Annotated in this window: 14 protein-coding genes; 6 read left to right on the top strand and 8 right to left on the bottom strand. The window is 52.8% G+C overall.

The annotated features are described in order from the left end of the window. Positions 1-177: 177 nt before the first annotated feature. From MKX70_RS03925 to MKX70_RS03945, 5 genes are all read right to left on the bottom strand, one after another. Positions 178-1152, bottom strand: coding sequence for a permease prefix domain 1-containing protein (locus MKX70_RS03925; RefSeq protein WP_340839573.1), 975 nt, complete (start codon positions 1150-1152; stop codon positions 178-180). Positions 1153-1157: 5 nt separating this feature from the next. Next, complete coding sequence (locus tag MKX70_RS03930; RefSeq protein WP_042231945.1) at positions 1158-1484, bottom strand: PadR family transcriptional regulator; 327 nt, start codon at positions 1482-1484, stop codon at positions 1158-1160. A gap of 191 nt (positions 1485-1675) precedes the next feature. Continuing rightward, a complete protein-coding gene (gene pulA, locus MKX70_RS03935) occupies positions 1676-3631 on the bottom strand; it encodes a type I pullulanase (RefSeq protein ID WP_340839574.1) in 1956 nt (651 codons plus the stop codon). Between the two features lie 198 nt (positions 3632-3829). Next, positions 3830-4456 (bottom strand): C39 family peptidase, encoded by a 627-nt coding sequence (locus MKX70_RS03940; RefSeq protein WP_340839575.1) that lies wholly within the window; start codon positions 4454-4456, stop codon positions 3830-3832. Next, positions 4453-7641 (bottom strand): PAS domain-containing protein, encoded by a 3189-nt coding sequence (locus MKX70_RS03945; RefSeq protein ID WP_340839576.1) that lies wholly within the window; start codon positions 7639-7641, stop codon positions 4453-4455. The genes MKX70_RS03940 and MKX70_RS03945 overlap by 4 nt, the downstream gene beginning before the upstream one ends. Positions 7642-7944: 303 nt before the next feature. Between MKX70_RS03945 and MKX70_RS03950 the strand changes: the two genes are divergently transcribed. From MKX70_RS03950 to MKX70_RS03960, 3 genes are all read left to right on the top strand, one after another. Then, positions 7945-8766, top strand: coding sequence for a hypothetical protein (locus MKX70_RS03950; RefSeq protein WP_052421636.1), 822 nt, complete (start codon positions 7945-7947; stop codon positions 8764-8766). An 89-nt stretch (positions 8767-8855) separates the two neighbouring features. After that, complete coding sequence (locus MKX70_RS03955; RefSeq protein ID WP_042132961.1) at positions 8856-9959, top strand: glycosyltransferase family 4 protein; 1104 nt, start codon at positions 8856-8858, stop codon at positions 9957-9959. 240 nt (positions 9960-10199) lie between these two features. Then, positions 10200-10526, top strand: a complete 327-nt coding sequence (locus MKX70_RS03960; RefSeq protein ID WP_039300108.1) for a P-II family nitrogen regulator — start codon at positions 10200-10202, stop codon at positions 10524-10526. Between the two features lie 135 nt (positions 10527-10661). Here MKX70_RS03960 and MKX70_RS03965 read toward each other — a convergent pair whose 3' ends face one another. Further along, positions 10662-11903: a DUF445 domain-containing protein gene (locus tag MKX70_RS03965; RefSeq protein WP_042132959.1), complete on the bottom strand. Its 1242-nt coding sequence runs from the start codon at positions 11901-11903 to the stop codon at positions 10662-10664. A 312-nt stretch (positions 11904-12215) separates the two neighbouring features. On the opposite strand from MKX70_RS03965, the gene MKX70_RS03970 reads away from it, so the two are divergent. Beyond that, positions 12216-13079: a Cof-type HAD-IIB family hydrolase gene (locus tag MKX70_RS03970; RefSeq protein WP_340839577.1), complete on the top strand. Its 864-nt coding sequence runs from the start codon at positions 12216-12218 to the stop codon at positions 13077-13079. Positions 13080-13414: 335 nt separating this feature from the next. On the opposite strand, the gene MKX70_RS03975 is transcribed toward MKX70_RS03970, so the two are convergent. Next, positions 13415-13582 carry an aspartyl-phosphate phosphatase Spo0E family protein gene (locus tag MKX70_RS03975; RefSeq protein WP_081956344.1) on the bottom strand — a complete coding sequence of 56 codons (168 nt, stop codon included), beginning with the start codon at positions 13580-13582 and terminating at the stop codon, positions 13415-13417. 163 nt (positions 13583-13745) lie between these two features. Here MKX70_RS03975 and MKX70_RS03980 point away from each other — a divergent pair, with 163 nt between their 5' ends. Beyond that, entirely contained in the window at positions 13746-14201 is a 456-nt protein-coding gene (locus MKX70_RS03980; RefSeq protein ID WP_042231926.1) for an Imm30 family immunity protein, read from the top strand. A gap of 21 nt (positions 14202-14222) precedes the next feature. Here the strand turns inward: MKX70_RS03980 and MKX70_RS03985 are convergent, their stop codons facing one another. After that, positions 14223-15104, bottom strand: coding sequence for a helix-turn-helix transcriptional regulator (locus tag MKX70_RS03985; RefSeq protein WP_042231923.1), 882 nt, complete (start codon positions 15102-15104; stop codon positions 14223-14225). A gap of 269 nt (positions 15105-15373) precedes the next feature. Here MKX70_RS03985 and MKX70_RS03990 point away from each other — a divergent pair, with 269 nt between their 5' ends. Further along, positions 15374-17710 carry a UvrD-helicase domain-containing protein gene (locus MKX70_RS03990; RefSeq protein WP_042231921.1) on the top strand — a complete coding sequence of 779 codons (2337 nt, stop codon included), beginning with the start codon at positions 15374-15376 and terminating at the stop codon, positions 17708-17710. Positions 17711-17712 lie beyond the last annotated feature (2 nt).

The following is a 17712-nucleotide window of genomic DNA, read 5'->3' on the forward strand; positions in this document are numbered from 1 at the left end:
CATTCTGTCACTGTAAAGCAGCGAAGCAAGGAGCTGCAACGGGGTATGGAATCACCCCGGTACAGGCCCTTGCACAGTTGTAATAAGGGGGAATAAATGCCTTCATATTATCATCTATCTACCGGCCGCGAACATGAGCAATGTCACCTTTTGCGACAAATGGCGCGGACACCGAGCTTAGGCCGGATTTTTTCCCTTTATAATAGTATAGGCGGCGCTGAATACCCCGAATAATATCCCCGTAACCGGGAACACAATCCAGTTGATGTGCCACTGATCGTACACAAACCCGCTGACCAGAAAGACGCAGGTAACCAGCGGCCAGACGATGGAGGCTACTGCACCGATGACCCGGTCCTCTTCCTTCTTTTCTTTACTGAAATCCCCGGTTTTCAGCAGCATCTGATACGCTCCCCGGATACTCCCGTAATAGACAAAGAGGAATACAGCTACTGCCACCACAGCCAGCAGAATCACTACCCCATACGAAGAAGCGTCATCTCCAAAGGCTGAAGCTACAAAAATAGCGATTGGCGATAATACGCACAGGCTGACTCCCATGATGAGCGACAGCATATAGGTTGCGGCAAAAGCGGACTGTTTCCGCTCAACCTCAGCCTGCAGATGGTAAGGCAAACTGAATCCGGACTCCATAAATTTATATTTTTCCATTCGCATGCCGCTGTAGATAAACATCGCAATAGCCGGAACCAGCAGAACTAACAGAAAGCCTACCCCGATCATGCTCATCGCATCCTCCGAAAAGACAGAGCTCATAAACCCGTTCTCCCCAAGACTCGCAATCAGAATGAGCAGGCCGGCGCCCACCATAATCAGCCCTGTGCCAAGACCTATAAGCAGCCCTGATCTCCTTTTGGCAGCAATGAATTCCTCCGTCTCCATTTCAGTAAGCATCGGAACCAGCTCTTCCTTAGGGTACTCCCCAATCCCCAGCTCGCTGACCAGCTCATCAATGTTGCCGAATTCGGAAATGACGATGCCTACCGCCTCATTCTCCGATTTCCCGTCGTTCTTCAGTTCATGATACTTCTCCTCCATGTTGCCAAGCAGCTCCTGCTTCAGCTTATGCATATGTTCTGTTCTGGGCAGAGAAGCAAACATATTGTTCAGGTAACCTATAATTGTATCCAAGTTCATCACAGCTCCTTTATGAATTTGTTGATGACTTCTTGCGTAACTTGCCATTCCTCGCATTTGGCGCGGTAATACGCCCGTCCCTGGGGAGTGATACGGTAATAAGTGCGCCTTTTTCCAAAAGTCTCATCCAGATAAAATGAATCGATGTATCCGTTCTTCTCCAGCCGGGTAAATGCGGAATAGAGCGTGGTTTCCTTCATAATGTATTTCTCTTCCGAGAGCTTCCGTATATTCTTGGAGATCTCATAGCCGTAAGACTCCCCGTCCAGAAGCATGTAGAGGATCATCGTATCGTTGTATCCCCGGATAACGTCACTGCTGATCAATTGCCTGCCTCCTATACTTCATCTGTCGTAGTAATTAATTTCATAATAACACAACTACTACGACAGATGAAGTACTATTTATCCCGACATAAAATTTATTTTAAATCCAAGCAGAAACAGCTTTGTTGTCCTTATTCGCACAAAAAACAGACTGCCTGGGCAGCCTGTTTCTGTGATTTTGAACTATTTGATTACAGCACAGCAAGTACAATCATTCCAATGCCTCTAGCCGCTAAAATGCCGTTGTCCAGCTGTCCCGCATGCTCCTCGCCGAACAGAACCCTCCATTGCCCCAGCATGGGCAGCTCAAGAACGGCCCCATCCGGATTGGCATTGTACAGGATGTAGAGATGCTGTGCGGAATCTCCCCCGGGATGATCTCTTAGCGAGAAGGCAACCGAATGCGCCGGAGACTCCTCGAAGACCAGATGGTCCCGGATTTCATCGGCAGTCCGCAGCCGGAAGGCGGGACGTGCCGCGCGCAGCGCAATCAGCCGCTTCATGTAATCTACAGATTCTGCATGGGCGGCGCAGCGTTCCCAGTCCAGCCAGTTGTACTCCACGGGCGATTTATAGCTGTTCTCGATCCCGTCCTTGGTCCGCATGAACTCCTGCCCGGCATGGATGAAGGGAATCCCCTGGCTGGTCAGGACCATCGCTGAGGCTAAGTGGTGCATGGCGCAGCGCTGTTCATCCGTTATCCCTCCGGTGGACAGCAGAAGCTTATCCCATAACGTGTGGTTGTCATGGCACTCCACATAGTTAACACTTTGCTGCGGCTCCTGGGCGTATTGCCCGAGGCCCGGCCCGTAGTAGATCCCTCCGGCAATCCCGGCCTTCACATTCCGTTCAAAGCCGCTACCGCCGCTAATGAAGCCTTTCTGGTCATGCAGAAAAATATTACCTTTGACCGCATCGCGGTAACCGTCGTTGAAATGTCCGATGCCCGGCAGCTCATTGGCATGGCGCTGGTTGGCGCGGAGATCCTCTGCAAGCTCCGTGTCCATCACCCAGCCCTCCCCTATAGTCATCAGGGAAGGATCAAGCTCATCGAGCCGGCGGCGGATTTCTGTCATGGTGCCAATATCAAGCAAGCCCATCAGATCGAAGCGGAAGCCGTCGATATGATATTCCTCAGCCCAGTAGACGACCGACTCCACGATGAAACGTGACATCATCTTGCGTTCAGAAGCGGTGTCGTTACCGCAGCCGGAGCCGTTGGACAGCCTGCCGTCCTCTTTATAGCGCAGATAATAGCCGGGAACCAGCTTGGTAAAATTCACGCGGAACCCGTCATAGACATGATTGTAGACAACATCCATTATGACACGCAGGCCGCGGTCATGCAGCGCCTGTATCATCGTCTTCAGTTCCTTGATGCGCAGACCCGGCACATACGGGTCTGTAGCATAGGAGCCTTCAGGCACATTATAGTTCTTGGGATCGTATCCCCAATTATAATGCGGCTGATCCAGCCGGGTCTCATCCACGCTCTCCGTAGCATAATCGTAGACAGGGAGCAGCTGCACATGAGTCACCCCAAGGGCCGCAATATGGTCAAGGCCGGTCGGAATCCCTTCAGGGCCGCGTGTCCCGGCTTCTGCCAGGCCTAAATATTGTCCTTTATGCGTAATCCCGCTGGCGGGATGCATGGACAGGTCGCGCAGATGAAGCTCATAGATCACCGCATCAACCGGATCCTCCAGCGGCGGCAGATCCTGCGTCCAATGCTCAGGATCTGTCATACGCATATCAAGAACCGCACCTCTGTCACCATTCACGCCGACAGCACGGGCGTAGGGATCTGCTGCTTCATTCCACAAATCGCCCAGCCGCACACGGTAGGTGTAGAATTTCCCGTTCAGGTCACCGGGAACGGTGATTCTCCAGGTTCCCCGGACATCCCGGATCATAGGAATATGCTGTCCGGCTGCCTCCTGCCAGGATTCATAGAGCACAAGCTCTGCTTCCTGGGCGGTAGGCGCCCATAAACAGAACGCCGAGCCGGTCACTGAGTAGCTCAAGCCAAGATCGCTCCCGTCGTAGCTGAACAGTTCATCAAATTCCCGGTCAAACACGGATATACCGCTGGTAGCCGCCGGATCACCATAATAGATTGGTTCCTTCATTTCCTTTTGTACGGACAAGGCCCCCGCCTCCTTTACCCTTTATTAAAATATACGTCTGCATAACTGGGAGTTACACTAAATCCATTCTTCATAAATGGAATTTTATCCTAGTCTTACGTTTTGTGCAAACGTTTGTATTATGTAATGCCGGAAGGCCGAACCTCTCTGCAGTCCCGTTGTGTACTTCAGTCAGCAGGTTAGCCATTCCTTATGCCGTTAAGGTGCCTCTAAAGATTCCGCTATGTTAAGCGCAACCATCGTAAGGATTGCCTGATTCGCTGTATATGAAATACGCCGCTCCTGGCCAGGAATATACCCATGGCCCGGATGCCGCACCCCATTATCATGGACAACCAGCGTACATGTGCCATCAGCATTATCCTCATAACCGATTCCAAGCACCCAATGATAATCATAGACATAACTTCCCCGCCAGCGGAGGCTGAACCATTTATCAAATTTAAGGGCTACAGGCCGCGAGGCATCGATCTCGGCTTTGTATCTTGCGATATCATTAAATACGGAAACCGTAAGCAGTCTGGAGCTATCCTTCCCGCGCGGAGCAGCATGGCTGATGTAGGCCCGGAGACCTTTGGCGAAGCTGCGCACACTCATTCCCCAAGGTGTTCCGCCATGATGAGTGTATATGTAATTGATATGTGCTGCTTTGGAATCAAAATGACCGGCCCCCGGAATAAACAGCCTGCCCATACGCGTGTGCCAATATTCCATAAGCGCGGCCATAGTTGCCGGACCGCAGGCTGAGGCGGGAGAGGCTACTCCCGCTTCCCACTGCGTGTAAGGTTCCGCCTTCAACTGCCGGCTGGACGGCTGTCCGCTCATAGGGATACCCTATTCCGGCAATGCTGCAATACACGTTGCGCAGGAAGCAGCAGTTCCTTGCCGGCAGCCTCATGCTCAAGGCTGATTCCGTTCGATCCCCCTGGATCTGCCGGGGTAACCGGTATAGATACATGCTGATCGGAGTCAGCAGAATCAGCTGATTCCGCCCACTCACCATCAGGATCGATGTCAATATCTATGGGTAGTGTGAAATAGAAATCCGAGCCTTCTCCTTCAACGCTCTCCACGGTGATCGCTCCGCCCATCAGCTCAACCAGCCGTTTGCAGATCGCGAGGCCCAGTCCGGTCCCCCCGTATTTGCGGTTAATTGACGGATGAAGCTGGGAGAAGGACTGGAACAGCAGCGGCTGTTTCTCCGGCGGGATTCCGATTCCTGTATCCAGCACACTGAATTTCAATATCAGCTTCCTGCGGTCCCGGCAGTATTCCGTACCAAGACGGATAGAGACTTGGCCCTCCTCCGTGAATTTGACTGCATTGCTGACGAGGTTCACCAGCACCTGGCGCAGGCGGGCGGCATCGCCCATAATCAGCTCCGGCACATCAGGAGCCTTATGACAGGAGAGTTCAATGCCCTTCTCCCGGGCTTTGGGCGCGAACAGCTCCGTTACGTTTTCAAGCAGTCCTTCCAGGCTGACCGGCTCATGAGTAAGCGTCATTTTACCGGCTTCTATTTTGCTGAAATCCAGAATTTCATTAAGAATATATAACAGGGACGCGCTGCTGTCGCTAATGATCTCAGCATATCCGCGCTGCTCCTCATTAAGCTCCGTCTCCATGAGCAGATCTGTCATCCCCATAATTCCGTTCATCGGCGTACGCAGTTCATGGCTCATGATGGCGAGGAATTCCGATTTGGCCTGGTCTGCTTTCTCTGCCAGCTCCTTCGCTCTAATAATCTCCTTCTCATCGGTAATGTCACGGAAGACAACGACCGCTCCCTTGCGCTCGCCCTTGTCAAACAGAGGGGTAACCTGATATTCGGCCAGAAAGCTGGAGCCGTCCTTGCGCCACAGCACCGCATCTTTGCTCTGATGAGATTCCCCTGCCCGCACCGCCCGCATCAGCGGAGATTCCTCCGGCCGGTAATGAATGCCGTCCAGCGCCGTCTGTTGAAGGTGATCCAGGTAAGGATGGCCCGTGATCTCTCCATATTCAAAGCCCAGCATCTGTGCCCCGGCGGGATTAATAAAGGTTACTTTCCCCTCGGTATCCAGACCGAATATTCCTTCGGAGACCGCATTCAGGATCAGAGTGTAGTCATTGCCCAGCTTCTCAATCTGCTCGGTGTAACGGATACGGTCCGTAATGTCGCGCGATATTCCATATACACCCACAACCTGCTTGTCCACAATAATAGGAATATTGATCGTGTTAATCTCCACCAGACGGCCATCCTTATGAATCAGCGTAAGGTCATAGCTCTGGGGAATGCCTTGGGTAGCCAGAGTGAAATGATGCATCGTCTTCCCGATATCCTTGTCCGCCACGAGCGGTCCGAAATAATTACCCAGCAATTCATCCAGCGAGTACCCGCTAAGCTCCTCCAAATAGGGATTAGCCGTGAGATATTCACCCTGCAGATTCATGGAATATACCGCGGAAGGATTATACTCGAACAACGATTTGTAGCGCTGCTCGCTCTCCTGCAGCTTCGAGTCGAACTCTTTGCGTTCTGTAATATTCCGGCCGACGGCAATAATCTCCACCGCTTGACCCTGCTCATCAAAAATATAACGGCTGTTCGTCTCAAACCAGATGTAGCTGCCGTTCTTATGACGATAGCGGTAGGAAACCGGCCGGATAAACCCGGAGATTTCGCTTTCAGCCATAATCGCTCTCATCATCTCCAGATCATCCGGATGCAAATAATGATAAGCGCTGGTACCGATCATCTCTTCAGGCTCATAACCCAGCAGTGATTGGCTGGCCGGTGAGCAGTACAGGAAGATGCTGTCCTTGATGGCGTGGCGGGAAATCAGATCGAGTGAATTCTCCGACATCAGGCGGTAATTGCGTTCGCTCTCCCGCAGCAGCCGCTCCATCTGCATCCGCTCGGTAATATCCTGCATCATGCCGATCAGCTGAACCGGCTGGCCGCCCGGTCCGAAGGTTACATCCCACTGGATGTGTACAGCCAGGATATCTCCATTCGGCAGAATCAGCCGGTAAGACGTGTCCCCGGACTCGCCCTTGATTACAGCACGCTCTACAGCAGCCTGCAGGAGAGAGAAATCCTCCGGATGAACCAGAGCCATGAAAGCTTCGTAATCCACATTGTCATTCCCGACAGCATTCTGCAGAATACGCCGCACCTCTTCCGAGAATGACAGCTTTCCCTTGGTCAAATCCCAGCCCCACGAGCCAATTCTGGCTACCCTCTGGGCGATGGCGAGCGCTTCCTCGCTCTGCTTACGCCGGGTCACATTACGCCCGATTCCCATAATTCGCGTAATTTCGCCGTTCTCGTCCCGGATTTCATGAAAAGACATCTCAAACCATAAATAATGCCCTTCCTTGTGACGCAGCCGGCGGCTGTAAGTATCATTCTTCAACAGGCCGTTGGAGCTGCTGATCCCGTCAAAATCATCCGGATGATAGAATTCTGCCCGGTTTCTTCCAACCATCTCCTCCGGCAGATATCCAATTTGCGGGAAGGAGGAGGGGGAAATAAAGCTTAACGTCCCGTCCGGCAGCGAGAAGGAAATCATGCTCTGATCATCTTTTATAAATAAGTTGTACAGATCGCGGCTGTCTACTGTCAGCTGGTCAGCAATCTTGCGGTCCGTAACATCCTGTGCATATACAATAATATTCCGGTCCATCCGGCCTGCTTCTGCCTGAACAAACGTAAGGGAGAGCCAGAGCTTCCTCCCGCCGCTGCCAGGGAAACGCAGCTCTTTCACAAGGGGCTGCCCGTTGGTCTGCGACAGCTCCTTCATGATTTCGGGTAAAGAGAATCCCCCCTGCTCTTCCAGCCGGACCCGGCCTGTCCCGGATAAAGCGCCCGCGAGAAATTCCGGTTCACTGCAGCCAAGCATCGTGCAAAAAGCAGGGTTAACCATGACCCAGCGGTCCCCTTCAGAAGACAGCACAGCCATCCCCACTGGAGACATCAGGAATGCTTGATCCAGAATGGTTCTATTCTCTGCCAAGTTATCCATTAAACAAGGCCTCCTTCATCTCGAGCCGGCGCTTCTGCAGACTCTCTGTTGTCTTCGCTTGTCCTTCTATATCTCACAGTATACGATAAGAGCAGCAGGGAATGAAACGTACAGCCCCCATTGGATCAGGAAAATTTAAATTGTAAATATTGACTATTCCAGAAATGCGCCCTATATTAAAAGGTAATTATATAACCGTGACTCATTACGCTGGAAGCACCCGTAATAGAGGCCTATTGGCCTTTACTGCGGGTGCTTTTTTGCGTGTATTATCGGGACACGGAAACAAGAGGAGGAATATTAATGAGGAATTTGTGCAGGAACGCTGCCATAACGCTGCTCTCCCTGCTGATTGCCCTGGCCACCCTGGCCGGGTCTGCTTCTGCATCTCCGACGGTAATAACCGCATCGATTCAGGCGTCTTTTGATCTTACTGCGGCAGCGGCAGATAGTACTATCCGCGTCCGGCTGAAGAGCCAGTACAGTGAATTAACCCTCCTGTCAGCCCAATATGACAGCCGGGAGATACAGATTAGAGCGCTTCATGATCAGAATGCAGAGTCGCTGATTGTTGTCCGCGAGGCTATCAAGAATATAGACCAGGCTTCCGTAGCCCGGCTTACCGCAGCTGTCAGCAGCGCCAAGGAACGCTACCAGCCGCTGTTCGATCAATACAGTGCGCTCAACAAACGGATTTCCCTGCTCAAAGGGCTGAAGGACAAGACGCTGAATTCCGTACTGAAGGCCCAGTCCGAGGCTATGAAGCTCCTTGTACAGTTGGCCCGACAGGAGATACGCGACAAGGAAGCCCTGCTCAAGGCTGCCAAGGATACACGCACCAAGCGGGTTGCCGCTGCCCGCAAGATTCTGGCCGGAATGGATAACGCGCAAATTTCAATGAAATCCCAGAAGAGTGCAGCCTCCGCATTGAACAAACGGCTTACCGCAGACTGGAGCGATTTCAAAGCTGCGGTCCGCAAGCAGAACTCCGTCCTGGCCGGCCAATCCTTATCCTCAATGGTCTCCGGCTACCGGCAAATTGCAGCCAGCAAGCTGAAGATTATTGAGCTGGAGCAGAAGATCGCAGCCATTATTACCGCTACCCATAAGCAAATCGGCACTTGAACCTCTATCTGTCCTGTATCTTCCAACCGTAAGGGCGCATATGGTAGTTAAAGAAGACCATCATCATGCGGCGGGAGGAGGCATTCACTATGCGTATCTGCATCATTGCACCCGAACAGTTCCCGGTTCCAGGGGATGGCTCTGTAGAGATCTGCATCTGGAATATTGCCCGGCGGCTTGCCCGAAGGCACAAGGTAACTATAGTGAGCCGGAGATCGCCTGGACTCCCGGACATTGACGAAATAGAGCAGGTCAGGTTCATCCGCCTTCCTTCCGGCACCCCTGCCCGGTACCGCAGTTCGGTTCTCGGATATCTGGAGGCGGCAGAAGCCTTTGAACTGATTCAGATCGATAACCGGCCGCTGCTGCTGGCCGCTGTCAAACGGCGGCACCCCGGCACTCCGGTGCTGCTGTTCCTGCATTCCCTGACCTTCGTGCCGCTGGAATCCAGAATCGCCCGCAGCCTCGCCCTGGCGGACGCTGTCGCGGCTAACAGCCGCTCCCTGCAGCAGCGGCTCGTGCGGCGGTTCCCCGGTATCCCGGGCAAGCTCCGCGTTGTTCCGCTGGGAGCGGACCTGTCCCGCTTCGTCCCCGTGCCGGCGCAGGAGAAGGCACGACTGCGCGCGCTGTACGGCCTGGCCCCCGGCTTCACCGTCTTGTTCGTGGGCCGGGTAATCCCGCGCAAGGGAGTGCCTGTGCTGATCCGGGCCATGCACCGGCTGAACAGGAATATGCCCGCCCGGCTAGTGATCGCCGGAGACGGCAAGCCGGCTTATCTCCGGCAGCTTAAGGTACTCGCGCGCCGGCTGGGTGTGCGCGTGTCTTTCCTGGGGAATATCCCGCATGAGGATATTCACAGCCTGTATCAGGCCGCAGACTGCTTCATCTGTCCTTCCCAGCGGCATGAATCCTTCGGCCTCGTGAATGTAGAGGCCATGGCCACGGGACTTCCGGTGATCGCCTCGCGAAACGGCGGAATCCGGGAGATTATTGATTCCGGCCATAACGGATATCTAGTGGGGAGATACCGGGACCCTGCTCCTTTCGCCAAGCGAATGCTGATGATCGGCCGCAATCCTGTGCTCGCGGCAAGGATCGGAATGCAGGGGCGGAGCGATGCGCTGCAGATGTTCGAATGGCAGCATACTGTAGAGCTGCTGGAGAATCTCTACCTGAAGCTGGTACCGCAATAACCGGAGGAGACGGGTCCGTGCACCTCCTCCGGGATGCGATACAGCAGCCCCTTTGACGCTCCCCGGCAATGCGACATTGTGTCATACGAATTTTGTGATTCTTCTCGCAGGATACGGCTGCAGTTAATATTATACTCATATTGTAAGCGTTGCCATTAAGCAAATGCACTGCACAGTAAGCCAACAAGACATTGGCAACCCCCTACAACACAATATTCGCTGTAGAAAGGGTGCATCGTTATGTTAATGATCAAAGCTATAGTACGGCCGGAGAAAGCGGATGAGGTCATGGCTGAATTACTGCTTGCCGGCTTCCCCTCCATCAGCAAAATGGACCTGCTCGGACGCGGTAAGCAAAAGGGAATCCAGGTCGGAACCAACCATTACAATCAAATTTCCAAGAAGCTTCTGATGATCGTAATTCAGGATGATGAGAAGGATGACGTCATCAGCATTATTATGCGCACAGCAAGAACCGGTGAGCATGGCTCATTCGGCGACGGCAAAATTTTTGTCCTGCCCGTACAGGAGGTCTTCACCATCAGCAACGGTAAAAACCAGCTCTAAACTTCCCGGTCTTCCTTATGACCCGCTTTCCTGTAGCGCATATGAAAGAGGCAGCCAAACGTTCCGCCAGTCTCCGTCTTCACGGACGGTCCGGGAACGCCTTGCTGCCTCTGCCCGTTCTTGCTCATGCTACTGTCAGATCATCTGGATAACTGTAAGCACCAGCCCTACAACAAAACCGCACACAGCTCCATTAACGCGAATCCACTGCAGATCCTTGCCCACCTTCTCCTCCAGCATGTTCACGAGCGAGGCGTCATCCATTTGATCAAGGTTCTCCTTGACCAGCTGGCCGATCCGGTAATGATTCGATTCCACGAAGGCGATCAGCGTGCCGCGGATCCGCTCCTCGGAAGCCTGAATCCATTCCTGCTCCTTGCCGATCCGCCGGACCAGCATAGCATACAGCCAGAACAGCTTGCGGCCGCCGCGTACCCGGTCTTCCTCAAGCAGCGCAACCGCCTTAACGCGCAGTCCTTCCAGCTGCTGCTGCACGAAAGCCGTAGCAGCCTCCCCTTGCAGCTCATTCAGCGCCCAATCCTTCAGCGAGGAGATCCGCTCCTCATTGCTCAACAGCTGGAACAGAGCGACACGGATCTCCCGGATGACCTCCTCACGGTACGGGCTGTCCTCTTCCTTGAAATCACGGATAGTGGACTGCACCATGCCCTGCAGCATTTCACCCAGCATATCGGCATCAACGAATCCGACAAAAGCCTGAAAAGCCATCCCCTTCAGCCCCCCAAGCTTCACCTCAGCCAGCTTCTCGCTGGCGATCTTGCCCAGCATCGCACGGGTTTCCGGACGCCCGCTCCAGGAGGAGATCCCTTCCAGCGCATAATCAAGAGCGGCAATATCCTTGCCGTCATTCATCAGGCTGGTAGCGATTTTATCGGCGGCAACGCCAAGCTCAGCTTCACGCAGATAGCCTGCTGCTGCAGATTGAAGATACGGAACCGCCTGCTCTACCGGAAGCCGCAGTACGAATTCTTTAATCTGCTCCAGCATTTCCGTTCTTGCTTTCTTTCTGGAGAAGAACCGTGTCAGCATGCCGGCGCCCAGAGAGATGATGTTGATTTTGCGCAGCTTGTTCTCAATGCTCTCCTTGTTCAGCAATTCATTCTCCATCGCGGAGATTAGAGACTGTATAAGCTTATCCCGGTTCTTCAGCAGCAGCGAAGTATGCGGAATTCTAAGCCCCAGAGGATGGCGGAACAACGCGGTCACTGCAAACCAGTCGGCAATCCCTCCGACAAGACCGGCCTCGAAGCCCCCTCTCAGCAGAATAACAGCCAGGTTCTCCGGCAGAAATAAGGTGAACAGGAAACCGCATGCCATGATGGCAAGAGATATGGTAGCTAAATTTCTGGATTTCATGTGTTTATTATCCCCCTTACATAACGACCCCAAGCCATCTTTTGCCCGAAAAAATTGCTTTGCAGACAACAGCAGACATTCCCGTTACAAGATTGCAGGTCTACATTCAATTGTACCACGAGAAGACTCTTTTCTGAAAATCCGGCAAGAAACGCAGCTTAAATATACGTACCCCGGACTATATATGGATGAAAATGTGATTTTTAAATTTCAGGGAAATAATGATAAGATACAGAAAGATAAGTTATCGCGTGAAATACAGAGCCCTTGAAGGGGCACCTACAACTATAGATGGAATAGGAGAACTGCAACATGCTAATTGCACTGGATATGGACGGAACACTGCTGAACGAGGATGGTGAGATAAGCAGGGAGAACAAGGAAGCCATACTCCAAGCACAACGCCTGGGGCATACCGTGATCATAGCCACCGGACGTTCTTACATGGATGCGGAGCGTCAGCTGCGGCTGGCAGATCTGGAGTGTCCTGTAGTGAGTCTGAACGGCGCTGTTGTCACACTGCCTGACGGAACGCTGGCCGCGAGTACACCGCTGAACAAGGAGGATATCATCCCCGCGCTGCGCTGGATGAACGAGATTCCTGAATTGTACTATGAGGTATACACAGAGGATAACGTATATGTAGAGCTTGATAAGCGGGTACGGCTGGAGAAGCTGTCGGCACTGAAGGAAGATGAGGTTCCCGAAGAGGTAGGCTGGCTGCTTAAGGCGATGATCGACCAGCAGTTTCAGCAGGCGGCTGTAACCTATGTGGAGAGCATGGAGGACATCTGGAGCAAAGAGGAGAATCTGATCTACAAGACACTCGCCTTCTCGCTGAACCGTGAACTGCTGAAGGAAGCCTCTACACGGTTCGCCGCGATTCCCGGGCTGATTATTACGGCATCACATGTCAACAATATTGAAATTAATCATAAAGATGCTAATAAGGGCAACGGTGTGAAGCTGATGGCGGAGCATTACGGCATCCCGGCAGCGCAAATCGCAGTTATGGGTGACAGCTATAATGATCTGCCGATGTTCGAGATCGCCGGCTACCGGATTGCAATGGAGAATGCCGCACCCATCCTCAAAGAAACCGCCGATTTCATTACGCTAAGCAACTCGGAGCATGGTGTTGCGGCGGGTCTGCGGCATCTTTTGGATAAGAAATAACTATCGGTCCGGCTGTGAAGGCCCTCCATCTTCACAAGTAGAAACGGCTTTGCCGTCCTTTTAAAGGACGGTACCGTTTCAGCGAGAAATAGAAGGATAATTTATGCGCGGAGCATATAAATTCTTATATTTTAAAGAAACAGCCTTCAAGGAAGGCTGCTCTTCTCAGCGGCGGCTGGCTCCTGAACGATGAAGACAGCAGAAAGATATTGCACCCAGGTTTAATGCGAGAAATACAATGAGAATTAACCGCTGGGCAGTGGTCAGAGCCACAAGAACGGGAATAAACACAACATCCCTCCAGATTTCACCTTAAATGTGTGAATCTATTTCAATCAGCTCATCCTTTGCGGACAGCTGTACTGATTAAGTAAATGATCCAGGGCAACCGACTGTTTAACCACTTTGGGATGTGTCAAAATGCCGTATTTTTGCTGCGTCTGATATAATTTCTGTCTGGCTTCCTCTACCTGCAGCAAAATCTTACGCTTATTGGTCTGCATGACACTTCCTCCTCTGTCCAATATATTAATCTCAGCTGTCAAAAATTGGACCTTATGATAAATGGCGTGATAATCTCGCATAACCTTCCGCTTGATAGTGAAGCTCAGAACAACATAAACAGCCCGGGAGCTTCAGCTGCCGGGAGCGTTAGGAGGAACATAAATGAACCTGTACCCGGGGATTGCCCGGCTATATGAGAACCGGCTGCTGCGTACCGAGCTGGAATGTGAGCAATTTGATCTTGCACTGGAAGGTCTGGCCGGTGATACAGAGGACGTTGTAATTCATCAGATCTTCAAGGTCTTCGATGATGACACAGAGCAGGAGGAGGTCATGTTCAGCCTCGTCCATTTCGTGGAGAGTCTTCAGATGGAGATGTATCTGACCCAGCTGCTGCACTCCCTTCCGGAGATGCTGGAGCACGCCCGCAACTGGGCCATTGTACTGAATGAAAGAATCCTGAACGATGATAACTACCGCAAGGATTACGCCGATATCGCCGCCCTCATGCCGCCAAGAATCAAGCAATGCCTGATGTTCCTGCTGGAGGAAATTAAGGAAGATAAGCCCCGGTTATTTGAGCGAAAGGTGAACTACATCCTCTCCAGACTGAAGTAAGCCGGAGCTCAAATTGCGGTCCTATTCTTCAAAATCGAGGTTGACCGGTTCCGGGGGAAGACTATCCTCCACACCCTCATCGGTTGTAGGCACCTTGGCATCGACGACCTCGAAACGGAACTGATCCACCCATACTTTGCCGGCCCCACTAAGCAGAATACCAAAAGCTATTGCCGAACTCTCCTTCGGAATATCCAGAATCACATTATACTGATTCCAGTCCTCTGAACCCTTGATGGGCCGGCTCTGCATGTTATCGAACTTCAGCATTTCCCCGTTCTCCGCATCAATTCTCATCCACAATCCGGCCCAGCCGTTGATATGCTGCGGTTTAACAAAGGCCGAGAGCTTCAGCCGCTTACCCAAGTAGGCTTCTGCACTGAAAATTTGCATTAAGGTGACAAAGCCGTTCTCCCGGGCTTTAATAGACTGAAGCCGTGCCGAAGCTTTCCCCATATGAACCTCTGACTTATCCACCGTAACTTCATAGTCTTCCCCGTTCAATCCGGTAACTGTCCAGCCTTTCAATGCTTGTTCTGTAATCATCTTGATCTCTCCTTTAATCAGATTTCTTGAGTAGGTCCGGTACTGGCCGGGAGTAATCCGGTACACTTTCTTGAATGCACGGGAGAAGGCCTCCTGAGAGTGAAAATGGTATTCTACGGCGATATCCAATATTCGTTTATTGGTATAAATCAGCTCTGCGGCTGCTTTGGCCAGTCTTCTCCGCCGTACGTAATCAGCCACCGTCTTCCCCACCGCCGCATAGAAGATGCGGTAGAAATGGTGGGAAGAAAATTTACTGTGCACCGAAATTTCCTTCAGGGTAATCGCTTCTGTGAGGTTCCTCTCAATATAATTCAGCGAACGCCTCACGGCCTTGGAATGTATTCCTTCACTCATAGGCTGTCCCCTCCTCTGTTAATACGATATCATGGCTGTTGGAATTACATTTGATCTTTTATTCCATATAATTACTCAACACTTATTATTAGAAGAAACTTATTTCCAGTCCTATCTTTTCTATTCCTCTCCCGTGCAGAAACCGGATCAGAATGGTATATTGTATACTGGTCAAAATGTACGGCTGCTTAATCACTATATCAATGTATTCGAGACTCTATCATTTCTACTTGCAGATTAGCTTATAGAATAAATGAAGGTGAATTCCAATGAACAAGCTATTATTTCATAATATACCGCTCGGTGCTACCGGCGAGAAAATCCCCCAGGCGAAGGTTGCCTCCGCCCGGACGAGCAGGGAGACCGTGAAACCCGGAGACAGCGACGCGGCTTACTTCCGCAGGCTGGAGGAAGGCGGCATTCTGCTCAATTCTCCGCAAATCTCAGCGGTGCGGCATCATCTCGGGCCGCTGCTGACGCTGGCGGGAGCAGGCTCCGGCAAAACCTCGGTGCTGATCTGCAGAACCGGGTATTTGCTGTCTGTGCGCGGCATCGCCCCGGGCCGGCTGCTGCTGCTCACGTTCTCCAGCAAGGCTGCGGCGGAAATGCGGGAGCGGATTGCCGTGCTGCCGGGTGTGAACGCAGGTGATGCCGCACGGCTGCAGGCCCGCACGTTCCACTCGTTCTTCCTCTATTTCCTGCGCCGTCAGGGACTGCGGCAGGATATTTTCCACGAGACGCGGCGCCAGCACATCCTGCTGAAGCAGATCATGCGTCAGCTTGGGCTGCCGAAGGATGCCTATCCCCCAGAGAATCTGCTCACCTTGCTCTCCTCCTGCAAGATGAATATGGGCTTGCCCGAGGATATGCCGGAAACGACAGAAGCGGAGAAGGAAATGAAGGCCATTCTCGCCCTGTACGAGCAGTGGAAGACCGAACATTTCAAAATCGATTTCGACGACGTGCTGCTGATCGCCTACCGGATGCTCCGGGAGCAGCCGGCGCTGCTGCTGGAGCTGCAGCAGAAATACCAATATGTAATGGTCGATGAATTCCAGGATACGAATGCGCTGCAATATGAGCTGGTCAAAATGATCGCCCATCCACAGGACAACCTGATGGTGGTCGGAGACGATGATCAGACCATCTATTCCTTCAACGGGGCGCGCAGCGAGTTCATTCTGGAGTTCGAGAAACTGTATCCAAATGCCAAGGTGATCACCCTCGATATCAATTACCGCTCCGGACCGGCCATTATCGGGCTCGGTAACGGGATTATTCGCCATAATACACGGCGCCGGGCCAAGACGCTGCAAGCGGCCAAAAGCAGTGGAAATCCGCCCCGCTATCTTCGTCCGCAGACTGCGGACGAAGAGGCCGAGCAGATTGTAGAGCATATTGAACGTGAGATTGGCAGCGGAGCAAGGGAATATCGCGATTATGCGCTGTTGTACCGCGCCACCAGCAGCAACCGGGCAATCCTAGAGCTGCTGCTGATGCGCGATATCCCTTATGTAGACTACGGCGAAGGCCAGCTGCTCTACGAGCATTGGCTGATCTCCCCCGTGCTGGATCATCTGCGCCTGTCTGTTAACCGCCGTAACTTCGCCGCGATGGAGAATATTCTGCCGACCCTCTACATGAGCCGGGAAAAAGGGATGGAGCATATCCGCCGCATGGAGTCCGTGCAGGCGAAACAGGGCCCGCTGATTCACCTCCTGTCCATGCCGGGCATGGAGGATTTCAAAGCTACCAAGCTGCGCGAGCGGCTGGATCTGATCCGCGGGCTGAGCGGGCTGACGCCGGTGCAGGCGATCCGCCAGATCCGCACTGTTTTCTATGACTATTTCATTGAAGCCAATGAACGGCACCAGGCCACATTGCACCGGGAGACGCTTAAGGAAATGCTCGATGAGCTGGAGGCATCCGCAGAGCGGTTCGGCACGATCCCGTTGTTCCTCGAATTCATTGATAACGTAACCGAGCGCAACGAGCAGAGCCGTCAGCCGGGGCTTAAGGAGCAAGGCAACCGCATCGCCCTGATGACTATCCATAAATCCAAAGGACTGGAGTTCCCCGTAGTCTTCCTTATCGGGGCTTCCGAGGGTATTCTGCCGCATAGCTCCGCACTGGAGGAGGGCCGGCTGAAGGACCGCAAGCCGGCGAAGGCAAGCGTTACTGTGGTCGGCAGTGCTGCCGCCAGAGCCGCAGCTGAGGCTGGAATAGCTGCACTCGAAGAGGAACGCAGACTCGCCTATGTAGCCGTTACCCGGGCCCGCGAGGAGCTGTTCATCAGCTCGCCCGCAAGGCACCGGGGCAAGAAGGCAGAGGTCTCGCGCTTCATGCTCTCCGCCTTCCGCGCTGCAGCACCGCCTCAGGCAACTGCACCGGCCGCCGGAAACAGAAGCACTGTAGTACGCAGCAGCTATTCGTCCGGGTCCTCTGCAGCCAGAATGCATACAGTTCCCGTCTGGAGCTGTTCCGGGAAGTCCTGCCCGGGCTGGACCCGGATGAAGGCGGGCGGAGCCGAGGATCACCTTGCCTCGAAGCCCTGTCCGCTGTGCAAATCCCCGATGGAAAAAAGCACCCGGGAAGTCCCTGTATAACG

It is taken from the genome of Paenibacillus sp. FSL R7-0312 (assembly GCF_038004445.1).
GTDB lineage: Bacteria > Bacillota > Bacilli > Paenibacillales > Paenibacillaceae > Paenibacillus_AQ.